The following is a 25,972-nucleotide window of genomic DNA, read 5'->3' as shown; positions in this document are numbered from 1 at the left end:
ATCAACAACCAGCTTTAACAGAGCCTTATTTATATTTCTTCCAATCCATTTCACTTTCTTCGAGTAATTCCTCAAAGCTCTTATTTTCTTCGCGCTTCTTTTTTTCTTCTAACCTTTGTTTTCGCTTCTTTTCCTCTGCTTCAGCTTCCTGCTGTTTCCACTGTTTCTTCTTATCTCTTAATTTACTCAGCATACTTTCATCCATCTGATCTTTCAGTGAAGGCTTTTCGTCTTTCATGAAATCCCCTCTTTCTCACATACCTGTCTCGGTGAAATCATCGGATTCAAAATTCCCTGGTCACTTTTAAGTCTGAAAGCTCCTTTAAAAAGCTCAACCTTCATATTTTCTTTAAAGAACAGGGATTGTTCTCTATTTATTACCACGAAAAAATCATCGTTTGCGACTTTCATATCCTTATCGGACATTCCACTTTCAAGGCGAATGACCGGGACCCCGTTCACACCACAACCACAGTCATCTGTATCGTAAGCGAGCCTCAGCATGGTTTCGTTATTCCGTTTCAACAAGTCGTGGATTTTGGTTTTAGCATCTTCGGAAAAATCAATTCGCATAGGATCACCTCTTACTATTAAGCATAGTCCCAAGCTATCGTTCAGGCAACAATACTGCTTCATTTCTTGCTGAATTGGGAACGGAACATTTTTTCCATAACAACCGGATTCAACTGATACATTTTACTCGCAACTTCCATCCATTGAGGTGCATTGATCTCTCTTCGATTCACTGAAAAGGACTGAACGATTTTATGAGCGATTTCATTAGGGTCAAGCATGAATTTTTCCACCGACAACTGGTAGTTACCCGAGGGATCTGCCTGTTTGAAAAATTCAGTAGCTACCGGTCCAAGGTTTACACCGGTTACGGTCGCTTGATCGACTTCCATCCTTAAAGAGTTAGTAAAACCGACTACTGCGTGTTTCGTGGCTGTATAAACAGCAGCTTTAGGAGTTGATATTTTTCCGGACTGAGAGGCCACATTTACAATATGCCCCTTATTGGTTTCGAGTGTCGACAGCAATTCCTTCGTTAAATGGATAAGTGCAGTCACGTTCAACTGAATCATTCTGTCCGTCATAGTCCAGGAAGCGTCCGTAAGATATTCAAAACTTCCGAAACCTGCATTGTTCACTAATCCGGAGAGGTCGTTATGGTTTTCGAGCACGTATGAAATAAGGTTCTCCCTTTCTTTCCCCGATGACAAATCAGCGGGATACACTATTACCTGGATACCGAAGGCCTCTTCAATGTATTGCTGTATGATACGAAGTCTTTCTTCATTCCGGGCTACAAGGATCGGCACTGCTCCTGCTCTCGCTAAATGCAGTGCTGTAAACATTCCTATCCCTTTTGAAGCACCGGTTACTAATATTTTTCGATTTTTAAGATCATTAGTTAACATAATATATTTCTTGTCCTCCTGATAATTCTTTATAAATTTTCGACTCGTCCAACAAGAAGTCTAACTGCCCTATAGTTTCAGACATAGTCAGAGCATATTGCTTTTTGTACTGACGGGGGAAAAGTTGTTTACTGATATCAAAGGCGTGGGCTGGATCAGTTTTTAAAATTTCATAGACCTTTTCTGAACGTTCTATCTGCTGGCGTAACCTTTTTTCTATAATCTCATCCGCATTAGAAAAAACTTCTCCATGTCCAGGAAATACTCTTCGGATCGAAAGAGGCTTCAGTTTTTGAAGAGATTCACGATATTGAATCATGGGTCTGGCTCTCTCGGTGCCCAAGAATACCGGTTCAACAATCGGATTGGGAGAAATATGGTATAAAAGATGGTCCCCTCCCAGAAACGCTCCATCTTCATTTCTATATAATGATATGTGACTTTGAGCATGACCAGGAGTCTCAATCACCCTCCATTCAGGATGGCCGGGCACAACATCTCCCTCTTTCACTGAATCTGCAATTTTAAATGAAGGGAAATCTTTTAATTTTCCAGGTGAATGTTTCAGTTTTTGAATAAGTTCATCAGGCACCCCGTTTATTGTATAAAATTGTTCAAAAAAGGACATATAAATGGATGCAAAATCTTCTTTTCGATCTATCCATGGAATAGCTGCAGAATGCGCAAAAACTTTTTCTACATTCGGCAGGTATTCAACAAGACCAATGTGATCCGGGTGATGGTGTGTAAGTATGACTTGTGTTATATCCTCAGGTTGGATCCCGTGTTCCTTAAGTTGTCGTGTGAACTCGAACCATGCCTCTTCAGTTCTGACACCGGCATCTACAAGTGTGGTCATCTTTCCATTCAGTACATATAAATGTACATCCCCTACTGCATAGGGTGTAGGAACCGTAATGGAGTATATGGTATCTTGGATGGTCCTCATATATCTTCCTCCGAACATTAATGAATAATCATTCATTATTATAGCATGTTTTTACTACTGATTCCTAATATTCTTTCTTATAGCAATAATCTTTCTAGTTGAACTTTTTGCAAAAGACTTTCTTTTAATTCATTCGTTTACTATACTTTCTCATTAATGCAGTCATCTCAGTTATGAAAGGAAGTAGTAGACTATGGAAAAACAATCGAAAAAAGGGTTCTTGATGAAAACCCTTGACTGGGTCGAGAAAGTCGGAAACAAACTTCCCCATCCCATCACATTATTTGCGCTATTCGCTTTACTTGTCGTAATCTTATCAGCTATTCTTGCTGCCATTAATGTACAGGTGGAGGACCCGGCTACCGGTGAACAGCTGGAGGTAATCAACCTTCTTTCTTCTTCCGGTATCCAATATATGTTCGAGTCAATGGTTGATAATTTCGTAGGTTTCGCTCCGCTTGGTACCGTTCTGGTCACGATGCTAGGGATCGGTGTCGCTGAACGTTCCGGTCTGATCAGTGCTATGCTACGCGGACTGGTAACCTCCGTACCTCAATCATTGCTGACAGCCGCTCTGGTGTTCGCAGGTATAATGTCCAGTATGGCTTCAGATGCAGGTTACGTTGTCCTCACCCCTCTTGGAGCTGTATTGTTTGCAGGATTGGGCAGACATCCTTTAGCAGGGTTGGCTGCTGCATTCGCCGGAGTTTCAGCAGGCTACAGTGCCAATCTTTTTCTCACTTCACTGGACCCGCTGCTTGCTGATTTGACTATCCAGGCCGCAGCTACAATCGATTCCGCCTATGCAGAATCGATTCTTTACACAATGAACTATTATTTCATGATTGCTTCTGTCTTCATTTTGACAATCGTAGGTACGCTGATAACCGATAAACTAGTCGAACCGCGTCTCGGGACCTTCAATGGAACTTCTGATGATGAAGTATCGTATCTAACCGGGAAAGAGAAGAAAGGGTTATGGGGAGCACTCTTCGCCCTGATTGTAACCTTGGGTGCGCTATCACTGCTTGTTCTACCAAGCTGGGGACCGCTTCGAAACCCGGAAGATTTCCTTGAATCACCTTTTTTCCAGAGTCTGGTCCCCGTCATTCTCATCGTTTTTTTCGTTCCCGGATTCGTTTATGGAAAAATCACGGATGTCATTAAAAATGATAAAGATGTAGCGAATCAGATGTCCGATACGATGGCTACGATGGGTATGTATATAGTTCTCGCTTTCACAGCAGGACAATTCGTGGCTTATTTCAATCATACCAACATGGGGAAAGTACTGGCTGTAACCGGCGCGGACTTCCTTGATTCCATAGGTTTCACCGGTATCGGACTAGTCATAGCTTTTATTATAGTAGCTGCTGTTATAAATCTCTTTATCGGAAGTTCTTCAGCAAAATGGGCGATCATGGCTCCTGTATTTGTTCCTTTGATGATGCAACTCGGTTACTCTCCGGAGCTCACCACTCTCGCTTACCGGATCGCCGATTCAACGACGAATATCATCTCTCCATTGATGCCTTACTTTGCCATTGTTATCGCTTTTGCTCAGAAATATGATAAAAATGTGGGCATCGGTACACTCATAGCTACCATGCTCCCATACTCCATCGGTTTTTTCATCATCTGGATTCTCATGTTGTTTATCTGGATGGCTTTCGGCTGGCCGATTGGCCCTGGAGCAGGATTTTTCTACTAAGCTCTTAATAAAGCTGCCTTCTTTTACTGGAGGCAGCTTTTTCTTTTCTGACGAGAGGGAACATGGTAAGATTTGAGTATCGAAGCAACTGTGACGGGGGATATCTTTATGCCTACTTTTATCCTGGCTCATCGAGGAGCCAGCAAATACACTCCTGAAAATACCATGCCTGCCTTCCATCTTGCTTACCGTATGCAAGCCGATGGTATTGAAACGGACGTTCAGCTAACTAAAGATGAAATCCCGGTGCTTATCCACGATGAAAACGTACGACGCACTACGGATGGGACCGGGTTTGTACAGGATTATACTTTTGAACAATTGCGGATGCTGGATGCCGGGGGATGGTTTTCAAAAGAATTCGAAGGTCTGCGAATCCCTTCTCTCGAAGAACTACTTGAATGGATCAGAGACTACCCGTTATTCCTTCATCTCGAATTGAAAACGGATGTAATTTCATATAATAATATTGAGCAAATCGTTTACGATCTCCTCAGCAAATACGAAGTTCTGGATAGAACTTGCATTTCGAGTTTCAACGAGGGTTCCATAATCAATATGAAAGCAATCAACCCTTCTGTAGAGACTGCATACTTAACATCAACCAAAATGCGCAAACTTTTCACTTACCTGAACTCCCTTCCTGCAGATGATGTCCACGTGAAACACACGATTCTAGGCAGAAGGCTTGTTTATCAGTGCAGAAAAAACAAGGTGCCACTTAGGGTGTATACTGTGAACAAACCCTCGTTACTTAGAAAATGTTTCAGATTTGAAATTGCAGGTGTATTTACAGACGTACCTGATATCGCCTGGAGTGTCAGAGCAGCAGAAGAAAGGGGTACATAAGATGGAACTATATTTTCTGGGTACAGGAAGCGGGGTGCCTTCCAAAGAACGGAACGTTTCTTCTTTTGTATTACGGTTATTGGAGGAAACTGGTGAAAGTTGGATGTTTGACTGTGGCGAAGGAACCCAGCATCAGATTCTTCGCTCTCCGATCAAATCGAGAAGAGTGAATAAAATATTTATTACACATTTGCATGGAGACCATATCTATGGTTTACCAGGCTTCCTAAGCAGCAGATCCTTTCAGGGAGGGACCGGCCCTCTCACTATTTATGGTCCTGAAGGGCTGCAGGAGTTCATCGAACAAGCACTGGAAATCAGCGGAACTCACTTAAAATACCCTCTTCATTTTCGTACGATCGAGCATGGTTTTTACGAAAAAACCGAACAATACGAAATCCATGTCCATCTTCTGGACCACGGTCTCCCTTCCTATGGTTTTCTTATTAAAGAAAAAGAAAACCTGGGCGCTTTACAAAAGGATAAACTCGAGGCTATGGGGGTGCCCCCAGGCCCAATTTATCAGACGATCAAAGACCAGGAATATACTACACTGGAAGATGGTAGGACGATAAAAAGATCGGAAGTTCTCAGTGCTCCTAAAGCAGGTCGAACCATTGCCATTCTGGGAGACACCCGCTTCCATCAAGAATATGTGGACTGGGTCCTGGAAGCCGACGTGTTGATTCATGAAGGAACATTCGAGGGAGATGAATGGGACATGGCTTATGATTATTATCATTCCACAGTAGTGCAGGCTGCCACTCTTGCGCAAAAGGCCAGGGTAGGCGAACTGATCATCAATCACCTCTCCTCCCGCTACCAAAAGGAAGACATCATTCAACTACTCCAAGAAGCGAGAGAAGTATTCGCTAATACTCACATAGCTAATGATCATTCCTTATTTCCAATTCATCGACGGGAAAATAATCAGTGTTAGTATACCCATTTAAGGGAAAAGACACTTAGCTAGCAGAAAGAGGAGGAGAATACCCATGGACGTAATTGAACAGCAAAAAAAATGGTTCAGTCAAGGTCACACTATGAGTTATGCATTCAGAAAGCGTCAGTTATTGAAAATGAAAAAAATGCTCGAAACGTTTGAGGACCCTTTACTGAAAGCCCTCAAATATGACCTGAACAAATCTGCATTTGAAGCATACACCACTGAGATTGCTTTCCTTAAAGCTGAAATCAAAGAACAGGTGAAGTCTTTGAAAAAACGCATGGAACCTGAAAAGGTAAAGGCTCCCCTCTCCCATACGGGAACGGATAATTACATCAAGAAAGACCCTTATGGCACTGTGCTAATCATCGCACCATGGAATTATCCACTTCAACTGGCGATTGCACCAGCAATAGGCGCCCTGGCCGCAGGAAACACCGCAGTAATAAAACCTTCAGAAATGACTCCCATGGTGTCCTGGGTTATTAGTCGTATGGTAGAGGAATTTTTCCCGCCTCACATTCTTAAAGTGATGGAAGGAGGAAAAGAAATTACGCAACAATTATTAGCTGAGCCTTTCGACTACATTTTCTTTACGGGAAGTGAACGGGTAGGTAAAATCGTGATGCAGAAAGCTTCTGAACAACTCATACCCGTAACCCTCGAGCTCGGTGGAAAAAGTCCGGCCCTTGTTCATAAAGATGCTGATGTAACTGTGGCAGCCAGAAGAATCGCCTGGGGCAAACTGATCAATGCCGGGCAGACGTGCATTGCTCCAGACCACGTATATGTGCATGAAGAAGTGAAAGAGGACTTTTTGAAAGCGTATGATAAAGCAGTTAAGCAATTATACGGGGAAGAGCCCCTGAATAATAAAGACTACGTTAAAATTGTGAATTTTGATCACTTCACCCGGATAAGCAATTATCTTGATAACGGGAGACTTGCTCTCGGCGGTGAAACAGACGAGAACAGAAACAAAATAGCTCCGACGGTTTTGACCGACATCTCAGAAAACGATCCGGTCATGCAGGAAGAGATTTTCGGTCCCATCCTCCCGGTTCTTGAATACAGAGAACTGCAGGATGTGGTGCAGACGATCAGTCAGAAACCGAAACCTCTTGCCCTCTACTACTTCGGAGAAAATGAGGAAGAACAGGAATACGTCACTTCTTCCCTTTCCTTTGGAGGCGGGTGTATCAATGACACATTATATCATATCATCAATCCCCATCTTCCTTTCGGAGGAGTCGGGAGCAGTGGCATGGGGAGTTATCACGGCAAATACAGTTTCGATACCTTCACTCATTTCAAATCGATTACGAAACAAACCACAAAATGGGATCCTGACTTCCGATATAAGAGAGACGAGAAAAGCCTTAAAATAATTAAAAATCTTCTTTAGTCCTCATCCAGAAAATCCTTCTGGAAGCTGGTATGAATAGGCGGGAGCGCAGTTTTTGCATCTTTGAAAACTCCGCTCCCGTATTTTTCTTTCAGTTCCTCCATCGTTTTGTACAAAGGTTCTTTTTCTGCTACTTTCTCATAATCAAATAGACTCAACTGTTCCACTGCTTCATTCTTCTCTACAAGCTCCGAGATGGTTACTCCGAGAAGCCTGACCGGTCTCTGGTCCCAGTGTTCTTCAAATAAATCCACCGCTTCTGACGAAATTTCTTCCTTACTGTTCGTGTAACTTTGAAGGAGCCTGCTTCTCGTCACTGTTTTTCGATTGCTGTACCGAATCATGATTTGCAATTGCTGCCCCACAACATTTTTCCTTTTCAACCTCACCTCCACCTTCTCGGCCAATTTCCGGAAAGTCCGATATACATACGTCTCGTCCGTCGTATCTTCCGGTAACGTCGTGGAGGTTCCCACGCTCTTAAAAGAGTGGATAGCTTCCGGGTCCACTTCCCTGTCATCATGCCCGTTTGCCCGCTGGTGCAGTTTTTGTCCATTTATCCCTAGAAGTGCCTTAAGTTCATACTCCTCTTTATTCGCCAGGTCGCCTATAGTATTCACTTTAATTTTTTTCAGTTTCTCTGCCGTCTTCTCTCCTACACCGTGCATCTCCCTGATCGGCAAAGGCCATAATTTCGAAGGAATCTCCCTTTTCCTCAAGATCGTACAGCCCATCGGTTTCTTCATATCAGACGCCATTTTCGCCAAAAATTTGTTCGGAGCTATTCCGATACTACACGGGACTTCAAGCTCACGTAAGATCTTCTCCTGAAGCTGTTCTGCGATAAGCGGGGGATGTTCGTCAGTAATATCAGTAATATCCATGTACCCTTCGTCGATGGAAACAGGCTGAACGAGGTCGGTCACCTCCCTTAAAATCGAGAAAAGATGTTTGGATACGTCCCTGTACCGTTCAAAATTCGGCCTCCGGATCAGAAGGGAAGGACACAGTTTTCTCGCTTCACCTACCAGCATCGTCGTTTTCACGCCGTACTTCCTCGCTTCATAACTACTCGTGACAATGACCCCTTTCCGTTCCTCAGGGTTCCCCGCTATAGCTAACGGTTTCCCCTTAAGTTCCGGGTGATCAGCCATCTCTACAGAAGCATAGAAACTATTCATGTCGATGTGCAGAATGATTTTTGTTTTTTGTCCCTTTTTATCCATCGGGGACCACCTTTCGAACGTTTGTTTCCTTCAATTATACCAACGTTTAAGCAAAAAAAGAAGAGCCGCGCTTTTACGCGGCTCACACTTCTTCCATGATTGCTAATACGAATTCCGAGATTTTAACAAGATCCTCTACAGGCATCCGTTCGTTCGTCGTATGAATGTTCTCATAACCGACTGCTAAATTTACCGTCGGGATACCATAACTGGAAATAAGATTCGCATCACTTCCTCCACCGCTTTTCAATAGACGACTTTCGTGATCGATGCTTTTAGCGGCGTTCATCGCAGTTTTTACCACCTTGTCCTCTTCACTTTGTTTATATCCTGGGTACATCACCTTAATATCAAATTCAACTTCTCCACCCATTTCTTCTGCTGCCTGTTCAAATGCTTTCTTCATCTTCTCTACCTGCTTGTTCATCTTTTCCGGTTCCAGAGAACGGGCTTCTGCCAGCACTTCTACATGATCACAGACTACGTTCGTCTGTTGTCCCCCTTCAAAACTTCCGATGTTAGCTGTCGTTTCCTCATCGATTCTACCAAGCGGCATATTCGCTATAGCTTTTGAAGCAATTGTAATCGCAGATACTCCGTTTTCAGGCGCTACTCCGGCATGTGCTTTTCTTCCCTTCACTATCGCTTTGATTTTCGACTGTGTGGGTGCAGCAACTATTATATCCCCGACGGTGCCATCACTATCAACAGCATAGCCATATTCTGCTTTCAACTTGGAGTGATCGAGATATCTCGCTCCGACAAGTCCACTTTCTTCTCCGGCTGTAATAACAAACTGAATAGTTCCGTGGTCTTCCCTTTCATTCTTAAGTACTCGGGCAGCTTCAAGAATGGCAGCGACTCCAGCTTTGTCATCTGCACCGAGAATCGTATCTTCCCCGGAGACAATATACCCCTCTTCCAACCGTGGTTTGATATTTTTACCGGGAAGCACAGTGTCCATATGGGTGGTAAAGTAAATGACATCCTTCGAAGACTCCGTTCCTTCCAGCGTAGCAATCAGATTCCCTGAGCCGTGCCCAGTCTTTTCTTTCGAATCATCCTCTTCCACTTCAAATCCCAGATCCTCAAGCTTTGCTCTTAAAATTTTCGATATTTCTTCCTCTTCCTTTGTTTCTGAATCAATCTGTACCAGTTCCATAAATTCATTTATAAGTCGATCTCTATCTATTTTACTCATACTGTTTTCTCCTCCCCCGGATTTCGATGAATTCCTCACTTTCTTAATTAGCTCTGTTAAAGCCTATGGTTGATGATAGGAACGGAAGGTGGAGACATACATCAACAACAAACGATAACAGAGCCTCTTAATTAAAGCGGAATATTCCCGTGCTTTTTATTTGGACGATCTTCTTCTTTATTCTTAAGCATGTGCAAGGATTGCTTCAGTTTCATTCTCGTTTCTCTCGGGTCTATGACATCGTCGACCATACCAAGACCTGCGGCGACGTAAGGATTAGCGAAGCGATCACGGTACTCATCTATTTTTTCCTGACGAGTCTCTTCAGGATTATCACTCTGAGAGATTTCTTTCGCGTATATAATGTTTGCCGCACCTTCTGGACCCATTACTGCTATCTCCGCATTCGGCCAGGCGAATACCAGATCAGCTCCAATGGATTTACTGTTCAATGCGACATAAGCCCCACCGTATGCTTTCCTTGTTATTACAGTGATTTTAGGTACCGTTGCTTCAGAGTAGGCGTACAGTATTTTAGCTCCGTGACGGATAATTCCCCCGTGTTCCTGCTTGATACCGGGGAAAAATCCGGTAACATCCTCAAACGTTATGATCGGAATATTGAATGAATCACACATTCGTATAAACCTGGCAGCTTTATCACTGGAATCAATATCAAGTCCTCCGGCCATATACTTAGGCTGGTTCGCTATAATACCAGCAGGCTGACCGCCGATTCTTGAGAAGCCTACCACAACATTTTTTGCAAACTTAGCATGAACTTCGAAAAAGGTATCTTCATCAACTACATAATCAATCAATTTTCTTACGTCATAAGTACGTGACGCATGAAATGGAACATAATCCGTTATATCCGGAAGAAAATCCTCTGTTTCCTCCATTTCATGAACAGGAGGTTTCTTCTTATAACTGTCAGGAAGATAAGAAAGCAGGCTCTTCACAGCATCAAGTGCTTCCTCTTCGTTTGAAGCCTGCACATGCGCGTTACCACTCGTTGAATTATGTACTCCGGCTCCACCCAGGTCTTCAGCAGAAATCTGTTCGCCCGTGACCGTCTCAATCACTTTCGGTCCGGTGATGAACATCTGCGATGTTTTCTCAACCATCACAACAAAATCTGTGATAGCAGGGGAATAAACCGCTCCACCGGCACAAGGTCCAAGGATCACTGATATTTGAGGAATCACACCGGAATAGATGGAGTTACGGTAAAATACATGTCCATATCCATCTAAAGATGAGACTCCTTCCTGGATCCTCGCTCCCCCTGAATCATTAAGACCGATGAACGGCACTTCATTTTTCGCAGCAAGATCCATTACGGCAGCTATTTTTTTCCCGTGCATCTCCCCAAGTGCCCCTCCGTAGACAGTGAAATCCTGGGCAAAGAGATATATACCTCTACCGTTGATGGTTGCATAACCGGTAACGACTCCTTCTCCCGGAGCATCTTTGACACCGGAATCATGGTGACGGTGTTGGATAAAAGGGTTCAATTCCATGAACGAACCTTCATCTACAAGATAGTCGATCCTTTCTCTGGCCGTCAATTTTCCTTTATCATGCTGCTTGGCTATTTTTTCGTCTCCACCACCGATCTGTGTTTCACGGCGTTTGTCATATAGCTCGTTGATCTTATCAAACATATCCATAGTGACTATTCCTCCTGTTTCTCTTCACAAAGTTCATACAATACCCCATGGCCGGATTTAGGGTGAAGAAAAGCGATACGGCTGTGATGGGCCCCGTATTTAGGTGTGTCGTTCAACATTTTGATACCCTGGTCCTTAAAATTGCTTATTCTTCTTTCGATATCATCTACATCGAGGGCTATGTGATGAATCCCTTCCCCTTTTTTATTTATGAACGTTTGAACGGGTGAATCCTCGGTCAAAGGTTCAAGCAATTCGATTCTGGTATCACCAATCGGCAAAAAAGCGACTTTCACTTTTTCATCCTCTACTGTCTCCACCGCTTCCAGCGTTAATCCTAGTGTGTGTTGATAAAAAGGGAGCGCCTGTTCCAAGTGCTGGACAGCAATACCGATATGTGAAATTCTCCGTGGAGGGGACAACTCTTCTCCCCGTACCAACTGTTCGATGAACTTCGCTGTGTCAGCCATGGCTGTTCCACTGGTGAAAATCTTTTTGATCCCTTTTTCCTCGAGGAAAGGGATATCTTCAGTAGGTATGACTCCTCCACCTATGACAGGGATATCTTCAGCATCGTTCTTTCGCAATGCTTCAACGACTTTCGGAAAAACTGTTTTATGTGCACCGGAAAGAGAAGAAAGACCGATGACATCGACATCTTCCTGGATGGCTGCCTGGGCTATCTGTTCAGGAGACTGACGAAGCCCCGTATAGATGACTTCCATCCCAGCATCCCTAAGTCCCTGCGCAATAATAAGCGCACCACGGTCATGACCGTCAAGGCCCGGTTTTGCAATTAATACTCGTATTGGTTCCATGGCTTTTCATCCTCCCTACATAGCTGTATATTCACCGAATTCATCCCTCAACACGTTCGCTATCTCTCCTACAGTAGCATACACTTTAACCGCTTCTACGATGAACGGCATAATATTTCCATTTGTCTGGACAGCTTTTTTCAATTTAGAGAGAGTTTCATTGACTTCAGTGTTGTTCCGCTCTTCTCTTACATTTTGAGTGGACTTAATTTGATTTTTCTCCAACTCTTCATTCATACGTAGCAATTCAGGTTCTACTTCTTCATCGATCGTGAATTCGTTCACTCCGACAATGATCTCTTCCCCTTTTTCGATATCTTTCTGGGTTTCGTAAGCTGTCTGATGTATTTCCTTTTGCATATAACCGGCCTCGACAGCTTTTACAGCCCCTCCGAATTCATCGATCTTACTTATATAGTCATTAGCCTTCTCTTCTATCTCGTCGGTCAATGCTTCTACATAATATGAACCGGCTAACGGGTCGACCGTATCTGAAACGCCACTCTCATGCGCAAGAATCTGCTGGGTGCGGAGCGCTATTCGGGCGGAATCTTCTGTAGGCAGAGCGAGCGCTTCATCTCTTGAATTCGTATGAAGACTTTGTGTTCCACCCAAGATCGCCGAAAGTGCCTGCACAGTTACTCTTACCACATTGTTGTCCGGTTGTTGGGCTGTAAGAGTGCTCCCACCTGTCTGAGTATGAAAGCGCATCTTCCAACTCTTCGGATCTTCGGCCTCGTATTTCTCCCTCATTATTTTTGCCCACATCCTCCGGGCAGCTCTATATTTCGCAGCTTCCTCAAAAAACTGGTTATGCGCATTAAAGAAGAAAGCGAGCCTAGGAGCGAACTGATCGATCTGAAGACCAGCGCGGAGTGCGGCATCCACGTAAGCCATCCCGTTTGCAAGTGTAAAAGCAACTTCCTGTACAGCCGTCGCACCCGCTTCTCTTATATGATAACCGGAAATACTGATGGTGTTGAATTTGGGGAGGTTCTCCTGACAGTACGAGAAAATATCGGTTATGATTTTCATAGAAGCTTCCGGGGGATAAATGTAAGTCCCTCTCGCTATGTATTCTTTCAGGATATCATTTTGAATAGTCCCCGTAAGCTTCTCTTTCTCTACTCCCTGTTTTTCACCAACAGCGATATACATGGCCAGAAGTATCGATGCAGGAGCATTAATCGTCATTGAAGTACTCACTTTATCGAGAGGGATCCTGTCAAACAGTTGTTCCATGTCCTTCAAGGAGTCTATCGCTACTCCGACTTTGCCCACTTCCCCATCGGCCATCGGATCGTCCGAATCATACCCGATCTGAGTAGGCAAATCAAAAGCCACGGACAATCCAGTCTGCCCCTGGTCCAGCAGGTATCTGAAACGTTCATTCGTTTCTTTTGCAGAGCCGAAACCGGCATACTGGCGCATCGTCCAGTGTCTGCTTCGATACATGGTCGGCTGGATGCCTCGTGTATAAGGATAGTGGCCCGGAAAACCTATGTTTTCCACATACTTTTCATCCGGATTAGCAGGTTCGTACAACCCATGAATAGGTATCCCTGAACTGGTTTCAAACGATTCTTTCCTCTCCGGAAACTTCTCCAGCGTTTTATCTACGTTTTGTTCCCAGTTCTTTTTTTGGTTTTTATAGGCATCACTCATTATATTCCTCCTTCGAAACGTATTCTATACATATAATAACAATAAAGCGCTTACTTTTATACTGATTTTATTACTGCGGCTTTTAAGTACCTTGTTTTCTTAAGAAATATTGTGTAAAATACGGGTAGCATGTGATTTTGAAGGAGGTCTCACCCTTGGCGGAGCAAAGAAAACCATCAAAGCGTGACAGACGAATGAAAATAATCATCTATATCATGATATTTTCTATGTTGTTGTCGTCCCTGTTAATGGGAGCCGGCTATTTCTTATAATTAGTTATGGATTCAGCAGTCGTGAAGCTCACGACTGCTTTTTATATATCACTTTTTTTGAATGAACGCTTAATGATCAGATAATCCTCTATTTCATTCAGTAATTGGAAGAGGCTTGCCCTACTTTCAAATTCTTCTCGTGATTCTGGCAATGGTTCCTCTCTGAAATAATCACGTATTTCCTTCAATTCTTTTAAATACAAAACAGCCGTATTTCCCGGATGAACCGCTTCTGATAATTTTTCATAGAAGTCGCCGATTTTATCGGCATATTTATCGTGCTGAGATATTCGTATTACTAGCGGCAACATTCTTTCGAGTAATTCGAACTGCTTCGTCCTCATATGGAAATAATGATAGTAAGGATGATGGGCTCTAAGTACGTGATTTTCAACTTCTCTAAAAGCGAGTGCTTTCGCTTTTTCCAATAATTCTGCTGTTTTTGTCAATTCTTCGCCTGCCCATGTATATTTTTCTTCTTTCAGGTAAGCAGCCAGTTCTTTCAAGATGATAGAAAAATAGGATTCCACTTCAATCTGATATTCTTCGAGGCTGTTTTCAAGACTCGGCATATAAATGTTGAGTAACAGCGCAATACCTATCCCTATTACAATCAATAGAAATTCATTCCATATAATAGAGAGGTTGATTTCACTGAACGTGTATAAATGGAGAATGATTACGGAACTGGTTATAATACCCGGCGTGATTTTCAACCGCACAGTGGTCGGAATGAATACTAAAAGCATCACTCCAATAGCCCATGGGGTGAATCCGATCAGACCTTCAAAGAAAATATACGAATATAGAATCGCCAGCATACAGGCAGCAAACCGATGCCAGGCGGAAAGAAGAGATTTCTTCCTCGTAGCCTGGATACACAGGATCGTCACGATACCTGCTGAGGCGAAGTTGTCGAGCCCCATCCACTGAGCAATTAAAATCGCAATAGGTGTACCTAAAGCCGTCTTAATCGTGCGTGAACCTATTTTCATTTATCGTAAATCCTTTCATACAAAAAGGGGCCTTTGAAAACAAAGACCCATTTTCTTTCACAACTATATTTCTTCACAATAGGAATCAAAATCTTTCTGAAGTTTACCGATAACTTCCATCGGCTCGAAGCCTTCAATATCATGACGCTCCACCATGCTTTGAATCTTACCATCTTTCAAAAGCGCAAATGAAGGAGAGGAAGGTGGATACCCTTCAAAGTATTCTCTCGCTCTTTCTGTCGCTTCTCTATCCTGACCGGCAAAAACGGTAACAAGGCGGTCCGGTCTTTTATCATAGTGAATAGCATTCAAAGCCGCAGGTCTTGCTATCCCACCGGCACAACCGCATACAGAATTAATCATGACCAATGTCGTTCCATCCTGCTGAAGAGTTTGATCCACCTCTTCCGGTGTAGTAAGTTCCTGATAGCCGGCATCTACGATTTCATTTCTCGCTTTTGTCACGACGTCTTCCATATATAAATTGAAATCCATTTAACTCGCTCCTTTATTATGTGTTATACACATTCTACCAACCAGCAGGAAATGTTTCAATTAAGTAGCGGTTTACATAATTTAATTACTGTTAATAAATAGAGTCGTCCAACCGGAGAGATTCCAGATTCTCTTTGACTTTTTGTAGAAAGTTGCCTGCGATAAGACCATCCAACACGCGATGGTCCAGAGATAGACAAAGGTTCACCATATCTCTGGCTCCGAACATGCCATCCATATAAACCGGTCTTTTTACGATAGATTCCACTTGCAGGATAGCAGATTGAGGATGGTTGATAACGCCCATAGATTGCACAGAACCGAAAGAGCCGGTGTTGTTGACGGTGAAAGTACCGCCTTGCATATCTTCGGAGGTAAGTTTACCCTGACGTGCTTTTGAAGCTAAATCGGATATACTTCTGGCAATACCTTTGACGCTTTTTTCGTCCGCCTGCTTGATGACAGGTACGAATAGTTCATTTTCTTTCGCTACTGCAATATTCAGATTGATGTCTTTCTTTTGAATGATTTTGTCCCCTGCCCATTGACTATTCAGTTCCGGGTATTCTCTAAGAGCCTGGGCTACAGCTTTAACGAAGAATGCAAAGTAGGTTAGGCTATATCCTTCTTCTTTTTTGAAACTTTCTTTGTGCTTTTCTCTTAGTTTGACAAGATTCGTAACGTCCACTTCCACCATCATCCAGGCATGCGGTATTTCTGTAGTGGAAGTCACCATATTTGAAGCGATCGCTTTTCTAACTCCTGATAGAGGAATTTCTTTGTCGCCTGTATTCGCAGACGGAGAAGGTGCAGATTCCTTTTGCGGTGAAGGTTCGGCAGTGACTTTTGATGGTTTGCTTTCTTCTTTGACGTCTGCTCCTTTTCCTTCGGAGTGAAATTTCTCTACATCCTTACGAGTGATACGACCGCCGCTCCCGGTACCGGTCACATCTTTCAGATCTATATCGTATTTGGAAGCCAGTGATACTACAGCTGGAGAAAATCTCGGCTTCGTTCCGGACGCCTCTTCCTTTTGTTTGTTCTCAGGAGGAGTCTCAGTTTTTTCTTTATCCTCCGGTATATCATCCTCTGCTTCGGATTGATCCGATCCCTGAGTGGTTTCTATATAACAAATCAATTCCCCTACAGAAATCGTATCTCCTTCTTCCGCTTGTAATTCCGTAATGGTCCCGGTAAAAGATGAAGGGACCTCAGCATTCACTTTATCAGTCATTACTTCCGCAATAGGGTCATACTTCTCCACTTTATCGCCGGGCTTCACAAGCCAGGTACTGATCGTTCCTTCCGTTACACTTTCACCGAGTTGAGGCATGTTGATCTTTTCAATTGCCATATGAGCTCTCCTCTCTAAAACTCTGCAAGATTCCGCATAGCTTTTTCAACTTTGTCCGGGTTCATCATAAAATGTTTCTCCATAGAAGGGGCGTAAGGCATTGCCGGAACGTCTGGCCCAGCCAATCGCTCAATCGGACTGTCGAGGTCGAACAGACAGTTTTCACTAATGATGGCTGACACCTCTGAAATGATGCCTCCTTCTTTGTTATCTTCACTGATCAACAGTACTTTTCCAGTCTTTTTAGCCGCTTGAATCACGCTTTCTTTATCCAAGGGATATATAGTCCTCAGGTCAAGGATATGAACGTCGATTCCGTCTTTTTCAAGTTTTTCTGCTGCTTGGAGGGCAAAATGTACACATAACCCGTAAGTGATGACGGTAATATCCGATCCTTCTCTTTTAACATCCGCTTCTCCGATCGGCAGGGTGTAGTCTTCTTCCGGCACTTCGCCTTTGATGAGACGGTAGGCCCGTTTATGTTCAAAGAAAAGGACAGGATCATTGCTTCTGATAGAAGCCTTCAGTAAGCCTTTTACATCGTATGGAGTGGAAGGCATAACTATTTTCAGACCAGGGGTTCCGGCAAATAATGCTTCTACAGATTGTGAATGATACAAAGCTCCGTGGACGCCTCCCCCGTAAGGAGCTCGAATCGTCATAGGAACACTCCAGTCATTATTCGAACGATAACGGACTTTGGCAGCTTCAGAGATGATCTGGTTGACAGCCGGCATAATGAAATCTGCAAACTGCATTTCAGCGACCGGCCTCATACCATACATGGCAGCTCCAATTCCTACTCCGGCAATCGCCGATTCGGCAAGTGGGGTATCGAGGACTCTGTTTTCACCGAACTCTTCATAAAGTCCATCCGTCGCGCGGAAGACACCTCCACGCACACCGACATCCTCTCCTAATACGAAAACCTTATTATCTCTTCTCATTTCCTCTTTCAGACCTTGAGTAACAGCTTGAATATACGATATTACCGGCATTTCACATCCTCCTCACTCTTCATATACATAATCCCACAGCGTTTCAGGAGAAGCGTAGGGAGCTTCCTCAGCATAATCAGTAGCATCATTGACGATATCTTTCAACTCTTGTTCCAATTGCTTTTCTTTCTCTTCAGTCAATATATCCGCCTCACGTAAATAATTACCGAATGTGATCAGTGAGTCTCTTTTCTTCGCTTCATCCACTTCGTCTTTTCCTCTGTAGGATCTATCATCATCATCACTCGAGTGTGGAGTAAGGCGATAGGAGACCGCTTCGATAAGAGACGGGCCTTCTCCGTTTCTGCCACGGTCGGCTGCTTTCTTCACAGCTTCATAGACAGCCAGAGGATCATTCCCGTCCACTGTCTCCCCGGGCATACCGTACCCGACTGCACGATCGGAAACCTTCTCACATGCGATCTGCTTCTCTACCGGAATAGAAATAGCGTACTTATTGTTTTCTACCATGAAAATGACCGGAAGTTTATGCACGCCCGCGAAGTTAGCCCCTTCATGAAAATCGCCCTGGTTGGAAGACCCTTCTCCGAAAGTGACAAGACTTACAAAGTCCTTCTTTTCCATTTTTCCAGCAAGAGCAATACCTACAGCATGAGGGACCTGAGTGGTGACAGGGGAAGACCCGGTAACAATTCTATTTTTCTTCTGGCCGAAGTGACCAGGCATCTGTCTTCCTCCACTATTAGGATCTTCCGCTTTGGCAAAAGCTGAAAGCATAAGCTCCCTCGCCGTCATTCCGAATGACAGGACGATCCCCATGTCACGGTAGTAGGGAAGGGCATAATCCTCTTCCAAATTGAGTGCGTAAGAAGCTCCTACCTGGGCAGCTTCCTGCCCCTGGCAGGAAATTACAAAAGGGATTTTTCCGGAGCGGTTCAGCAGCCACATTCTTTCGTCAATTTTTCTGGCTAAAAGCATTGTCCGATACATATCGAAAACCTGATCATCACTCAACCCTAATTCTTCGTGTCTATTCTTGGTCATTTCAATACCTCCCTTATCAACCATGAATTTGTTTTCCGTCCACTGCCATCGCAGCTTCTCCGAGCGCTTCGGAGAGTGTCGGATGCGGATGTATACTTGAGGCTATTTCCCACGGAGTGGCATCAAGTACTTTAGCAAGGCCAGCCTCTGAAATCAGATTCGTAACATCCGGACCGATCATATGAACACCAAGAAGGTCATCTGTTTGCTGATCTGCAATTATTTTCACAAACCCATCCGATTCCCCTTCCACGAGAGCCTTACCAATAGCCTGGAAAGGAAATTTACCTATTTTCACCTGAAAGCCTGCATTGGTAGCCTCTTCTTCAGTCCAGCCTACTCGGGCTGCTTCCGGGTTGGAATAAATACAGGAAGGGACAAGTTTATGATCCACAGATGCCGGAGAAAGATCATTCATGTGTTCTACAGCGGTCATGCCTTCATGAGATGCCACATGGGCGAGTTGTAATCCTCCGATTACATCACCGATAGCATAAATGTGACTTTCTTTCGTCTGGCCCATCTCATTGGTCTTAATTACTTCGTTCTCCACTTCTATATCCGTATTCTCTAAGCCGATGTCTTTTATGTTTGCTGATCTGCCTATCGATACGAGTAATTTCTCTGCCTGCAGTTCCAGTTCTTTATCGCCGGTAGAGGCGCTGACTGTCACATTTTCACCTGTCTTCAACGTCTCAGGAAGAAGTTTAGCTCCCTTATGGATAGTGATACCTTTTCGCTTCATCAGACGTTCCATCTCTTTAGAGATATCTCCGTCTTCCTGGGGCAGTATTCTGTCAGCGAATTCGACAACAGTCACTTCGACATCGAAATCCGCAAGCATAGACGCCCATTCCATCCCTATAACTCCTCCGCCGACAATGATGATCGATGCAGGTAATGCCTCCATCTCCAGAGCCTCATCGGACGTCATAACCTTTTCCCCGTCAATATGTAGCCCTGGCAGGGTCTTAGGTTTTGAGCCTGTGGCCAGAAGTACATTCTTCGGTATAAGCATTACATTCTCTTCGCCGTTATTCATCTCCACAGAAATGGTACCGGCAGACGGGGAGAAGATCGATGGGCCAAGAATTCTTCCGTGGCCTTCATAAACATCAATTTTTCCTTTCTTCATCAGACCCTGGACACCACTATAAAGTTTCTCAACTACAGAACGCTTCCGCTCCTGGACTTTGTTGAAGTCAAGACTTATTCCTTCAGCGGAAACGCCGAACTCTTCGGCATTTTTCATCTGCTGAAAAACCTCGGCGCTTTTCAGAAGGGATTTCGATGGAATACACCCTCTGTGAAGACATGTACCCCCAAGATCCCCTTTTTCAACGATAGCAACTTTCTTTCCAAGTTGAGACGCCCTGATCGCTGCAACGTAGCCGCCAGTACCTCCCCCAAGAACAACTAAATCATACTCATTCGCCACATTTATTCCTCCCTATGCTAAGAATAAACTTTCGCTTCCTCTTCACCTTTCAATACACGAAGGGCGCCTTCATTCAGTGCCGCCATTTCGTCCTCTCCCGGATAAACAAGGACTTCAGAAATCCAGTCGACTCTATTCTTTATCCAGTTCACATATTCCTTGCCATAAGCCAGTCCTCCAGTGAGTACTATGGCATCGATTTCTTTTCCTAATATGACACTGAGACTCCCTATTTCCTTGGCTACCTGATAAGCCATACCTTCGTAGATCAGTTCAGCCTTTTCGTCTCCTTTTTCAATCCGGGATTCGATTTCTACCGCATCACTTGTACCGAGATATGCAGTAAGTCCACCCTTGCCGATAAGTTTCTTCATTATTTCATCTATATAGTATTCTCCTGATAGACTCAATTGGACCAGATCTCCTGCCGGGACCGTCCCTGCCCTTTCAGGCGAGTAGGGACCTTCTCCATGAAGGCCGTTGTTGACATCTATTACCCTGCCTTTATGATGAGCGCCTACTGTAATACCTCCTCCCATATGAGCAACTATGAGATCGGCTTCTTCATATGGAATGCCAAGGTCTTCACAGGCACGCCTGGCTACAGCTTTCTGATTCAGGGCATGGAAAATACTTTTTCTCGGTAGTTCCGGAACCCCTGAAAGACGGGAAATATCATCCAATTCGTCTACTACAACCGGGTCGACGATGAATGCTTTCGCCCCCGTCTTTCCGGCCAACTCATACGCTATTAGTCCTCCGAGATTCGACGCGTGCTCTCCGTTATATCCTGTTTTCAGGTCGTGCAGCATTTTTTCATTCACTTCATATGTTCCACCCGGGATGGGCTTGAGTAACCCCCCTCTTCCACAAACTGCATCCAGTTCTTCAGGCGTGTATCCTTTTTGATGGAGGAGTTCTAAAATTACGTTCTTTCTGAAATCATATTGGTCTTTCAGCCTTTTGAATTGTTTCAACTCTTCCTGTTCATGACGAATGTTTTGAATCCACTCAGCTGAATTATTCTTGAAAAGTGCTACTTTCGTTGAAGTAGACCCCGGGTTGATGACAAGTGTTTGAAAATCCATGGATAGTCTCCTCTTATATGCGATCTTTCAATATATGTTTTTCATTTTGCAGAAACTGACTTCTAGAATGCCTCATCCGTTCGATCCGTTCTTCCGCAAGTCGATCTGCAGCTTTATTTGTAGGTATGTTATCTCTTCTTGATATTTCGAATACCTGGCGGACATTATCATAAATCGTCTCCACCTTTTTCATGGCCCGTTCCTTATTATAGCCATTCAGCTCATCAGCGACGTTAATGACCCCACCTGCATTAATAACGTAGTCGGGAGTGTAGACGATCCCTTTTTCAAAAAGGATATCCCCGTGAGAGGCATCTTTCAGCTGGTTGTTGGCAGCACCTGCAATCACCTTAGCTTTGATTCTTGGAATCGTATCGTCGTTCAACGTAGCTCCAAGAGCACAGGGGGCGTAAATATCACAATCCACGTCATAAATATCATCCGGGTCCACTGCACGCGCTCCGAATTCTTCACAAGCTCTGTCTACTGCTTCCTGATTGATATCCGTCACGATAAGGTGGGCCCCTTCTTCATGTAGATAACGGCATAAATTGAAGGCTACATTACCTATCCCCTGCACAGCAATTGTTCTGCCCTTCAAGTCATCGGTCCCGAACCCTTCCTTCGCAGCTGCCTTCATCCCTTTATACACACCGTACGCAGTAATCGGGGAAGGGTTACCGGACGAGCCGAAAGCAGGAGAAATCCCGGTGACGAAATTCGTTTCTTCGTAGATCAGATCCATATCCTGGACGGTGGTACCTACATCTTCCGCAGTAATATAACGACCATTCAATCCCTGGATATACCTGCCGAATGCACGAAACATCTCTTCATTTTTATCCTGTTTCGGATCTCCGATAATCACTGTTTTCCCTCCGCCAAGGTTCAATCCAGAGGCCGCATTTTTATAAGTCATCCCTTTTGCGAGTCGGAGAGCATCTTCCACCGCATCCTCCTCGGATTTATACGTCCACATCCTCGTACCTCCAAGAGCTGGGCCCAGGGTTGTGTCGTGAATCGCTATCACCGCTTTCAATCCGGATGTTTTATCCTGACAAAATATCAACTGTTCATAATCGTATGTTTCCATGTAGCTAAAAATCTCCATTATTTTTCCTCCTCTTGTAAAGCAAGCGCCAGAGACAGAAGTTTGTTCTCGGGACTGTCGGACCTGGAAGTTAATACTATCGGTGCTGTAGCTCCGGCAATAATTCCTGCAACTCTCGCTTTTGCGAAATAAACAAATGATTTATACAACACGTTCGCCACCTCAATATCAGGTGCTACTAATATATCCGCCTGTCCGGCTACCTCAGAATCTATTGCCTTTTTACTTGCGGCTTCTTCATTAATGGCATTATCAAAAGCGAGCGGTCCATCAACAATACAGTCTTTTATTTGGTTTCTTCTATTCATTTGCGTCAATAAAGCCGCATCCGTAGTAGCTTCCATTGTCTGGTTCACCGTTTCGATTGCGGCTAATGGAGCTACAAGTGGATTATCGGTATTTGTACGATGAGCCACCCGAACAGCGTTTTCGATAATTTGCGCTTTCTGCTGAAGATCAGGCTTGATATTAAGCGCCGAATCCGTAAGAAACAAAACTTTTTTGTAATCTGAAAAGTCAAAAAGGGCAACGTGGGACAAAACCTTTTCCTGTTTCAACCCATATTCTTTAGAAAGCACCTGCTTCATAAGCGTGCCCGTATCCACTGCTCCTTTCATGAGAACATCAGCTTTCCTGGAACGCACTGCCTTGACCGCTTCCTCTGAAGCCTTTCCCGGCCCGGTATCGATGATCGTCACCTTGTCACCGAGTGAAATGTCGTTTTGCTGTGCAATATCTCTTATTTTTCTTTCCTCACCGAAGAGATTGAAGGAGCATAATTCTCTAGAAACGGCCTGGCTGACCGTTTCTAAAACCCCGGAATCCTCCGCCTGAGCCACGGCGACTGTATGTGTCTCTGCCGGTCTATTTTCCAGTAACTGATCCAGACGTTTCATCATTCCCACCTCTTAATTCTGATTGTCATTCTTGCTTAAACCATATTTATCAAGCTTATAGTACAAGTTCCGTATCGAAACACCCAAAGCCTTTGCTGTTCTTGTTTTATTGAAGTTGTGGGCCCGGAATGCCTGCACCAGAATCTGTTTTTCATATTGATCCAGAGCCTCCTGCAGTTGAAACCCGGACCATTCTATATCTCCATTCAGCTCAGGGGTCACGCTACTGCTTAAGGCCGGCAAATGATGGTCTTTAATCACAGTTTCTGTATGATCCATATTTATGAAAGCCCTTCCGAGAATATTTTCAAGTTCTCTCACATTCCCGGGCCAATCATATTCTTTCAGTCGTTCGAAAGCCGTTCTTTCTATGTCTGCTACTCTGCGACCGTATGCTTCATTCAACTTTTCAAGCAGAAAAAAGACAAGTTCTGTCAAATCTTCCTTACGTTCACGAAGAGGAGGGATTTGAATGGGAAGTTTATTCAGTCTGTAATATAGATCTTCCCTGAAGAATTTATTTGCTATCGCTTTTTCCAAGTTCATATTCGTGGCAGCTATGACTCTCACATCTATTTTTTTCGGTTCACTACTGCGGGTCCGCTTCACTTCTTTTTCCTGAAGTACCCTTAGAAGTTTAGCCTGGACATCAAGAGGCAGTTCCCCGATTTCGTCCAGAAAAAGAGTTCCATTATGACTGTCTTCAAAGTATCCTTTTTTACCTTCCTCACCGTTGAGACCGAACAACTCTTCTTCAATAAGAGAGTGGGACATAGTCGCACAGTTCAGACGTATGAATTTCTCCGACCGACGCTCACTCTCCTGATGAATTGCATGAGCCAAGAGTTCTTTTCCCGTTCCCGATTCGCCTCTTAATAGCACTGTAACGGAAGTATTGGCAGCAATCTTAGCTTGATCGATAACCAGTTGAAGTGCTTCAGATTCCCCGACGAGATCTGCGAACGTATACGAGGCTTTCAAGTTTCTTATGAGCTGCTTTGCTTTTGAAAGCTCTTCATTCAACTGATATATCTCCGAAACATCATGTAAAACGCCTACACTACCTTTAATCACGCCATCTACGATGATAGGAGCGACGTTAACAAGTACATCTCTTTCTTTTGGTCCTACTTTCATCTGTACCCCGCGCACTGGCTCCCCGGTACGAAGCACTTGCATGTGCATACTTTCCCCTTCGGAGATGTCAGCTGTAGCCGGTTTTCCTATGATCTGCGGCTCGGTTAGTCCTGTGATTTTCGTATAAGCAGGATTGATCATTAATCCTGTGCCGTTCTCATCAACGACGGAAATCGCCTCTTCTGAGGATTGTATGATAGCTTCAAGTAGCGTAGTAACTTCCTTGATATCCGTAAGTTCTTCAGCAAGAGCTACCGCTTCAGTTATATCTTTGAAAATTGCGTAAGCACCAATCGTGTTTCCTTCTGCATCCACCATCGGAATTCTCGTTGTCAATATCTTCTTGCCGCTGGCTAGCGTTAATTCCTTGTTCACTTCTTTCTCTTTTGTTACGAGCAGTTCAGGTAATCTCGAAAGTGGAATCACTTCCTTCACCGGGCGGTGAATAACCTGTTCTTTGGTTGTATGTAGAATTTTTTCCCCGCTTTGGTTGATAAATGTTACAAGGTTATCAGAACCGATGACAATCATCCCGTCATGGATACTATTCAATATCAAATCCTGATTATGGGCCTGCTCGATTTTCTCAGATAAGAGAGCATTTTTTTCTTCGAGTAAGGTAGAGAAAACATATGCTATTGTTCCCGGGACTACCACAACATTTTGTGAAGTTCCGTTTTGCAATTCCCGGAAGACCTGTTCATCCCCTGTTGCTTCAAAAATGATATCAATGGAATCATCCAGCCAATCCTTCCAGTCAGTACCTGTAGGCACACTGAATTCTGCAGCCTTTCGCAAACCGTCAGCCTGACTGTCAACATCAGTGATAGCAACGATTTCCAGCTGATCCGTTTCGTTCAACAGCTCCAACAGAGCACTTCCACCTGTCCCAGCTCCTACAATTATTACTCGTTTCATTCGCATCACACCCTGCAACTTTTTGCACACTTAAATCATAAATGATTCTGCATGATTTGGCAATAGTAGAACCTTTCCCTACCAGTGATTTTTTTGCTATACTATTAGTAATTATTACTGAATGGCAAAGGAGTTTGGCCTATGCGTTTGATCGCCCTTCTCGTGCTGGTGGTCCCGGGAATTTTGGCAGTTTACGGGATAAAGCTGATACGGGATGCATTATTTGGAGAATTACAACCGGTGTTCTTGCATTTATTCCTTCAGGGTGTTATCGGAGTGATTCTTGTAGTTGGAGGGCTTCTTTTCATAGGAGGTTTTATCCTGCACCGCGATAGAAAAAGGAACAAGACGAAAGGACGTTTTGAAAGCAGGTAGGGCTTAAAAAGCTCTACTTTTTTAGT

Annotated in this window: 25 protein-coding genes; 6 read left to right on the top strand and 19 right to left on the bottom strand. The window is 44.0% G+C overall.

Annotation, left to right across the window (positions count from 1 at the left end; genetic code table 11):
- Nucleotides 1-25: 25 nt before the first annotated feature.
- From BW944_RS00940 to BW944_RS00925, 4 genes are read right to left on the bottom strand one after another with little or no spacing between them, the layout of a single operon-like run.
- Nucleotides 26-238: a DUF3886 domain-containing protein gene (locus tag BW944_RS00940; RefSeq protein ID WP_076556460.1), complete on the bottom strand. Its 213-nt coding sequence runs from the start codon at nt 236-238 to the stop codon at nt 26-28.
- Complete coding sequence (locus BW944_RS00935; protein ID WP_076556459.1) at nt 235-573, bottom strand: iron-sulfur cluster biosynthesis family protein; 339 nt, start codon at nt 571-573, stop codon at nt 235-237. The genes BW944_RS00940 and BW944_RS00935 overlap by 4 nt, the downstream gene beginning before the upstream one ends.
- A 59-nt stretch (nt 574-632) precedes the next feature.
- Nucleotides 633-1,421, bottom strand: coding sequence for an SDR family NAD(P)-dependent oxidoreductase (locus BW944_RS00930; protein ID WP_076556458.1), 789 nt, complete (start codon nt 1,419-1,421; stop codon nt 633-635).
- Nucleotides 1,411-2,370 (bottom strand): MBL fold metallo-hydrolase, encoded by a 960-nt coding sequence (locus BW944_RS00925; RefSeq protein WP_084193575.1) that lies wholly within the window; start codon nt 2,368-2,370, stop codon nt 1,411-1,413. The genes BW944_RS00930 and BW944_RS00925 overlap by 11 nt, the downstream gene beginning before the upstream one ends.
- A gap of 193 nt (nt 2,371-2,563) precedes the next feature.
- On the opposite strand from BW944_RS00925, the gene BW944_RS00920 reads away from it, so the two are divergent.
- The 4 genes from BW944_RS00920 (at nt 2,564) to BW944_RS00905 (ending at nt 7,281) form a co-directional block, all read left to right on the top strand.
- Nucleotides 2,564-4,081, top strand: coding sequence for an AbgT family transporter (locus BW944_RS00920; RefSeq protein ID WP_076556457.1), 1,518 nt, complete (start codon nt 2,564-2,566; stop codon nt 4,079-4,081).
- Between the two features lie 108 nt (nt 4,082-4,189).
- Nucleotides 4,190-4,930, top strand: a complete 741-nt coding sequence (locus tag BW944_RS00915; protein WP_076556456.1) for a glycerophosphodiester phosphodiesterase — start codon at nt 4,190-4,192, stop codon at nt 4,928-4,930.
- Nucleotide 4,931: 1 nt separating this feature from the next.
- Nucleotides 4,932-5,870: a ribonuclease Z gene (gene rnz / locus BW944_RS00910; protein WP_076556455.1), complete on the top strand. Its 939-nt coding sequence runs from the start codon at nt 4,932-4,934 to the stop codon at nt 5,868-5,870.
- Nucleotides 5,871-5,925: 55 nt separating this feature from the next.
- Nucleotides 5,926-7,281 carry an aldehyde dehydrogenase gene (locus BW944_RS00905; RefSeq protein ID WP_076556454.1) on the top strand — a complete coding sequence of 452 codons (1,356 nt, stop codon included), beginning with the start codon at nt 5,926-5,928 and terminating at the stop codon, nt 7,279-7,281.
- Here BW944_RS00905 and BW944_RS00900 read toward each other — a convergent pair.
- From BW944_RS00900 to BW944_RS00880, 5 genes are all read right to left on the bottom strand, one after another.
- Entirely contained in the window at nt 7,278-8,507 is a 1,230-nt protein-coding gene (locus BW944_RS00900) for a DNA polymerase IV (RefSeq protein WP_076556453.1), read from the bottom strand. The two genes, BW944_RS00905 and BW944_RS00900, sit on opposite strands and share 4 nt — an antisense overlap.
- 82 nt (nt 8,508-8,589) lie before the next feature.
- Nucleotides 8,590-9,708, bottom strand: a complete 1,119-nt coding sequence (locus tag BW944_RS00895; protein ID WP_076556452.1) for a M20/M25/M40 family metallo-hydrolase — start codon at nt 9,706-9,708, stop codon at nt 8,590-8,592.
- Nucleotides 9,709-9,839: 131 nt separating this feature from the next.
- Nucleotides 9,840-11,381, bottom strand: a complete 1,542-nt coding sequence (locus tag BW944_RS00890; RefSeq protein WP_076556451.1) for an acyl-CoA carboxylase subunit beta — start codon at nt 11,379-11,381, stop codon at nt 9,840-9,842.
- A gap of 5 nt (nt 11,382-11,386) precedes the next feature.
- The gene (gene mce, locus BW944_RS00885) at nt 11,387-12,199 is read right to left on the bottom strand and encodes a methylmalonyl-CoA epimerase (protein WP_076556450.1); all 813 of its coding nucleotides are present in this window, start codon (nt 12,197-12,199) and stop codon (nt 11,387-11,389) included.
- A 15-nt stretch (nt 12,200-12,214) separates the two neighbouring features.
- On the bottom strand, nt 12,215-13,864 hold the full coding sequence (locus BW944_RS00880) for an acyl-CoA mutase large subunit family protein (RefSeq protein WP_076556449.1): 1,650 nt from the start codon (nt 13,862-13,864) through the stop codon (nt 12,215-12,217).
- 194 nt (nt 13,865-14,058) lie between these two features.
- Here BW944_RS00880 and prli42 point away from each other — a divergent pair, with 194 nt between their 5' ends.
- On the top strand, nt 14,059-14,136 hold the full coding sequence (gene prli42 / locus BW944_RS15430) for a stressosome-associated protein Prli42 (RefSeq protein WP_407690076.1): 78 nt from the start codon (nt 14,059-14,061) through the stop codon (nt 14,134-14,136).
- A gap of 41 nt (nt 14,137-14,177) precedes the next feature.
- Here the strand turns inward: prli42 and BW944_RS00875 are convergent, their stop codons facing one another.
- From BW944_RS00875 to BW944_RS00830, 10 genes are all read right to left on the bottom strand, one after another.
- Nucleotides 14,178-15,131, bottom strand: coding sequence for an aromatic acid exporter family protein (locus tag BW944_RS00875; RefSeq protein WP_076556448.1), 954 nt, complete (start codon nt 15,129-15,131; stop codon nt 14,178-14,180).
- Between the two features lie 63 nt (nt 15,132-15,194).
- On the bottom strand, nt 15,195-15,626 hold the full coding sequence (locus tag BW944_RS00870; protein WP_076556447.1) for a BrxA/BrxB family bacilliredoxin: 432 nt from the start codon (nt 15,624-15,626) through the stop codon (nt 15,195-15,197).
- A gap of 91 nt (nt 15,627-15,717) precedes the next feature.
- Entirely contained in the window at nt 15,718-16,980 is a 1,263-nt protein-coding gene (locus BW944_RS00865; protein WP_076556446.1) for a dihydrolipoamide acetyltransferase family protein, read from the bottom strand.
- Between the two features lie 14 nt (nt 16,981-16,994).
- Entirely contained in the window at nt 16,995-17,978 is a 984-nt protein-coding gene (locus BW944_RS00860) for an alpha-ketoacid dehydrogenase subunit beta (protein ID WP_076556445.1), read from the bottom strand.
- Nucleotides 17,979-17,990: 12 nt separating this feature from the next.
- On the bottom strand, nt 17,991-19,007 hold the full coding sequence (locus tag BW944_RS00855) for a thiamine pyrophosphate-dependent dehydrogenase E1 component subunit alpha (protein WP_327290567.1): 1,017 nt from the start codon (nt 19,005-19,007) through the stop codon (nt 17,991-17,993).
- Nucleotides 19,000-20,421, bottom strand: coding sequence for a dihydrolipoyl dehydrogenase (gene lpdA, locus BW944_RS00850; protein WP_076556443.1), 1,422 nt, complete (start codon nt 20,419-20,421; stop codon nt 19,000-19,002). Before lpdA ends, BW944_RS00855 begins: the two co-directional genes overlap by 8 nt.
- Nucleotides 20,422-20,438: 17 nt before the next feature.
- Nucleotides 20,439-21,509 (bottom strand): butyrate kinase, encoded by a 1,071-nt coding sequence (gene buk, locus BW944_RS00845; protein WP_076556442.1) that lies wholly within the window; start codon nt 21,507-21,509, stop codon nt 20,439-20,441.
- 13 nt (nt 21,510-21,522) lie between these two features.
- The gene (locus BW944_RS00840) at nt 21,523-22,620 is read right to left on the bottom strand and encodes a Leu/Phe/Val dehydrogenase (RefSeq protein ID WP_076556441.1); all 1,098 of its coding nucleotides are present in this window, start codon (nt 22,618-22,620) and stop codon (nt 21,523-21,525) included.
- Nucleotides 22,620-23,516 (bottom strand): bifunctional enoyl-CoA hydratase/phosphate acetyltransferase, encoded by an 897-nt coding sequence (locus BW944_RS00835; protein WP_076556440.1) that lies wholly within the window; start codon nt 23,514-23,516, stop codon nt 22,620-22,622. The genes BW944_RS00840 and BW944_RS00835 overlap by 1 nt, the downstream gene beginning before the upstream one ends.
- A gap of 12 nt (nt 23,517-23,528) precedes the next feature.
- The gene (locus BW944_RS00830) at nt 23,529-25,571 is read right to left on the bottom strand and encodes a sigma 54-interacting transcriptional regulator (protein ID WP_076556439.1); all 2,043 of its coding nucleotides are present in this window, start codon (nt 25,569-25,571) and stop codon (nt 23,529-23,531) included.
- A 141-nt stretch (nt 25,572-25,712) separates the two neighbouring features.
- On the opposite strand from BW944_RS00830, the gene BW944_RS00825 reads away from it, so the two are divergent.
- On the top strand, nt 25,713-25,946 hold the full coding sequence (locus tag BW944_RS00825; RefSeq protein WP_076556438.1) for a DUF2627 domain-containing protein: 234 nt from the start codon (nt 25,713-25,715) through the stop codon (nt 25,944-25,946).
- Nucleotides 25,947-25,972 lie beyond the last annotated feature (26 nt).

The sequence above is a fragment of the Salimicrobium flavidum genome (assembly GCF_900156645.1).
GTDB classification, from domain to species: Bacteria; Bacillota; Bacilli; order Bacillales; family Halobacillaceae; genus Salimicrobium; species Salimicrobium flavidum.
The sequence above is the reverse complement of the archived record's forward strand: the minus strand, read 5'-3'. Positions and strand labels throughout refer to the sequence as shown.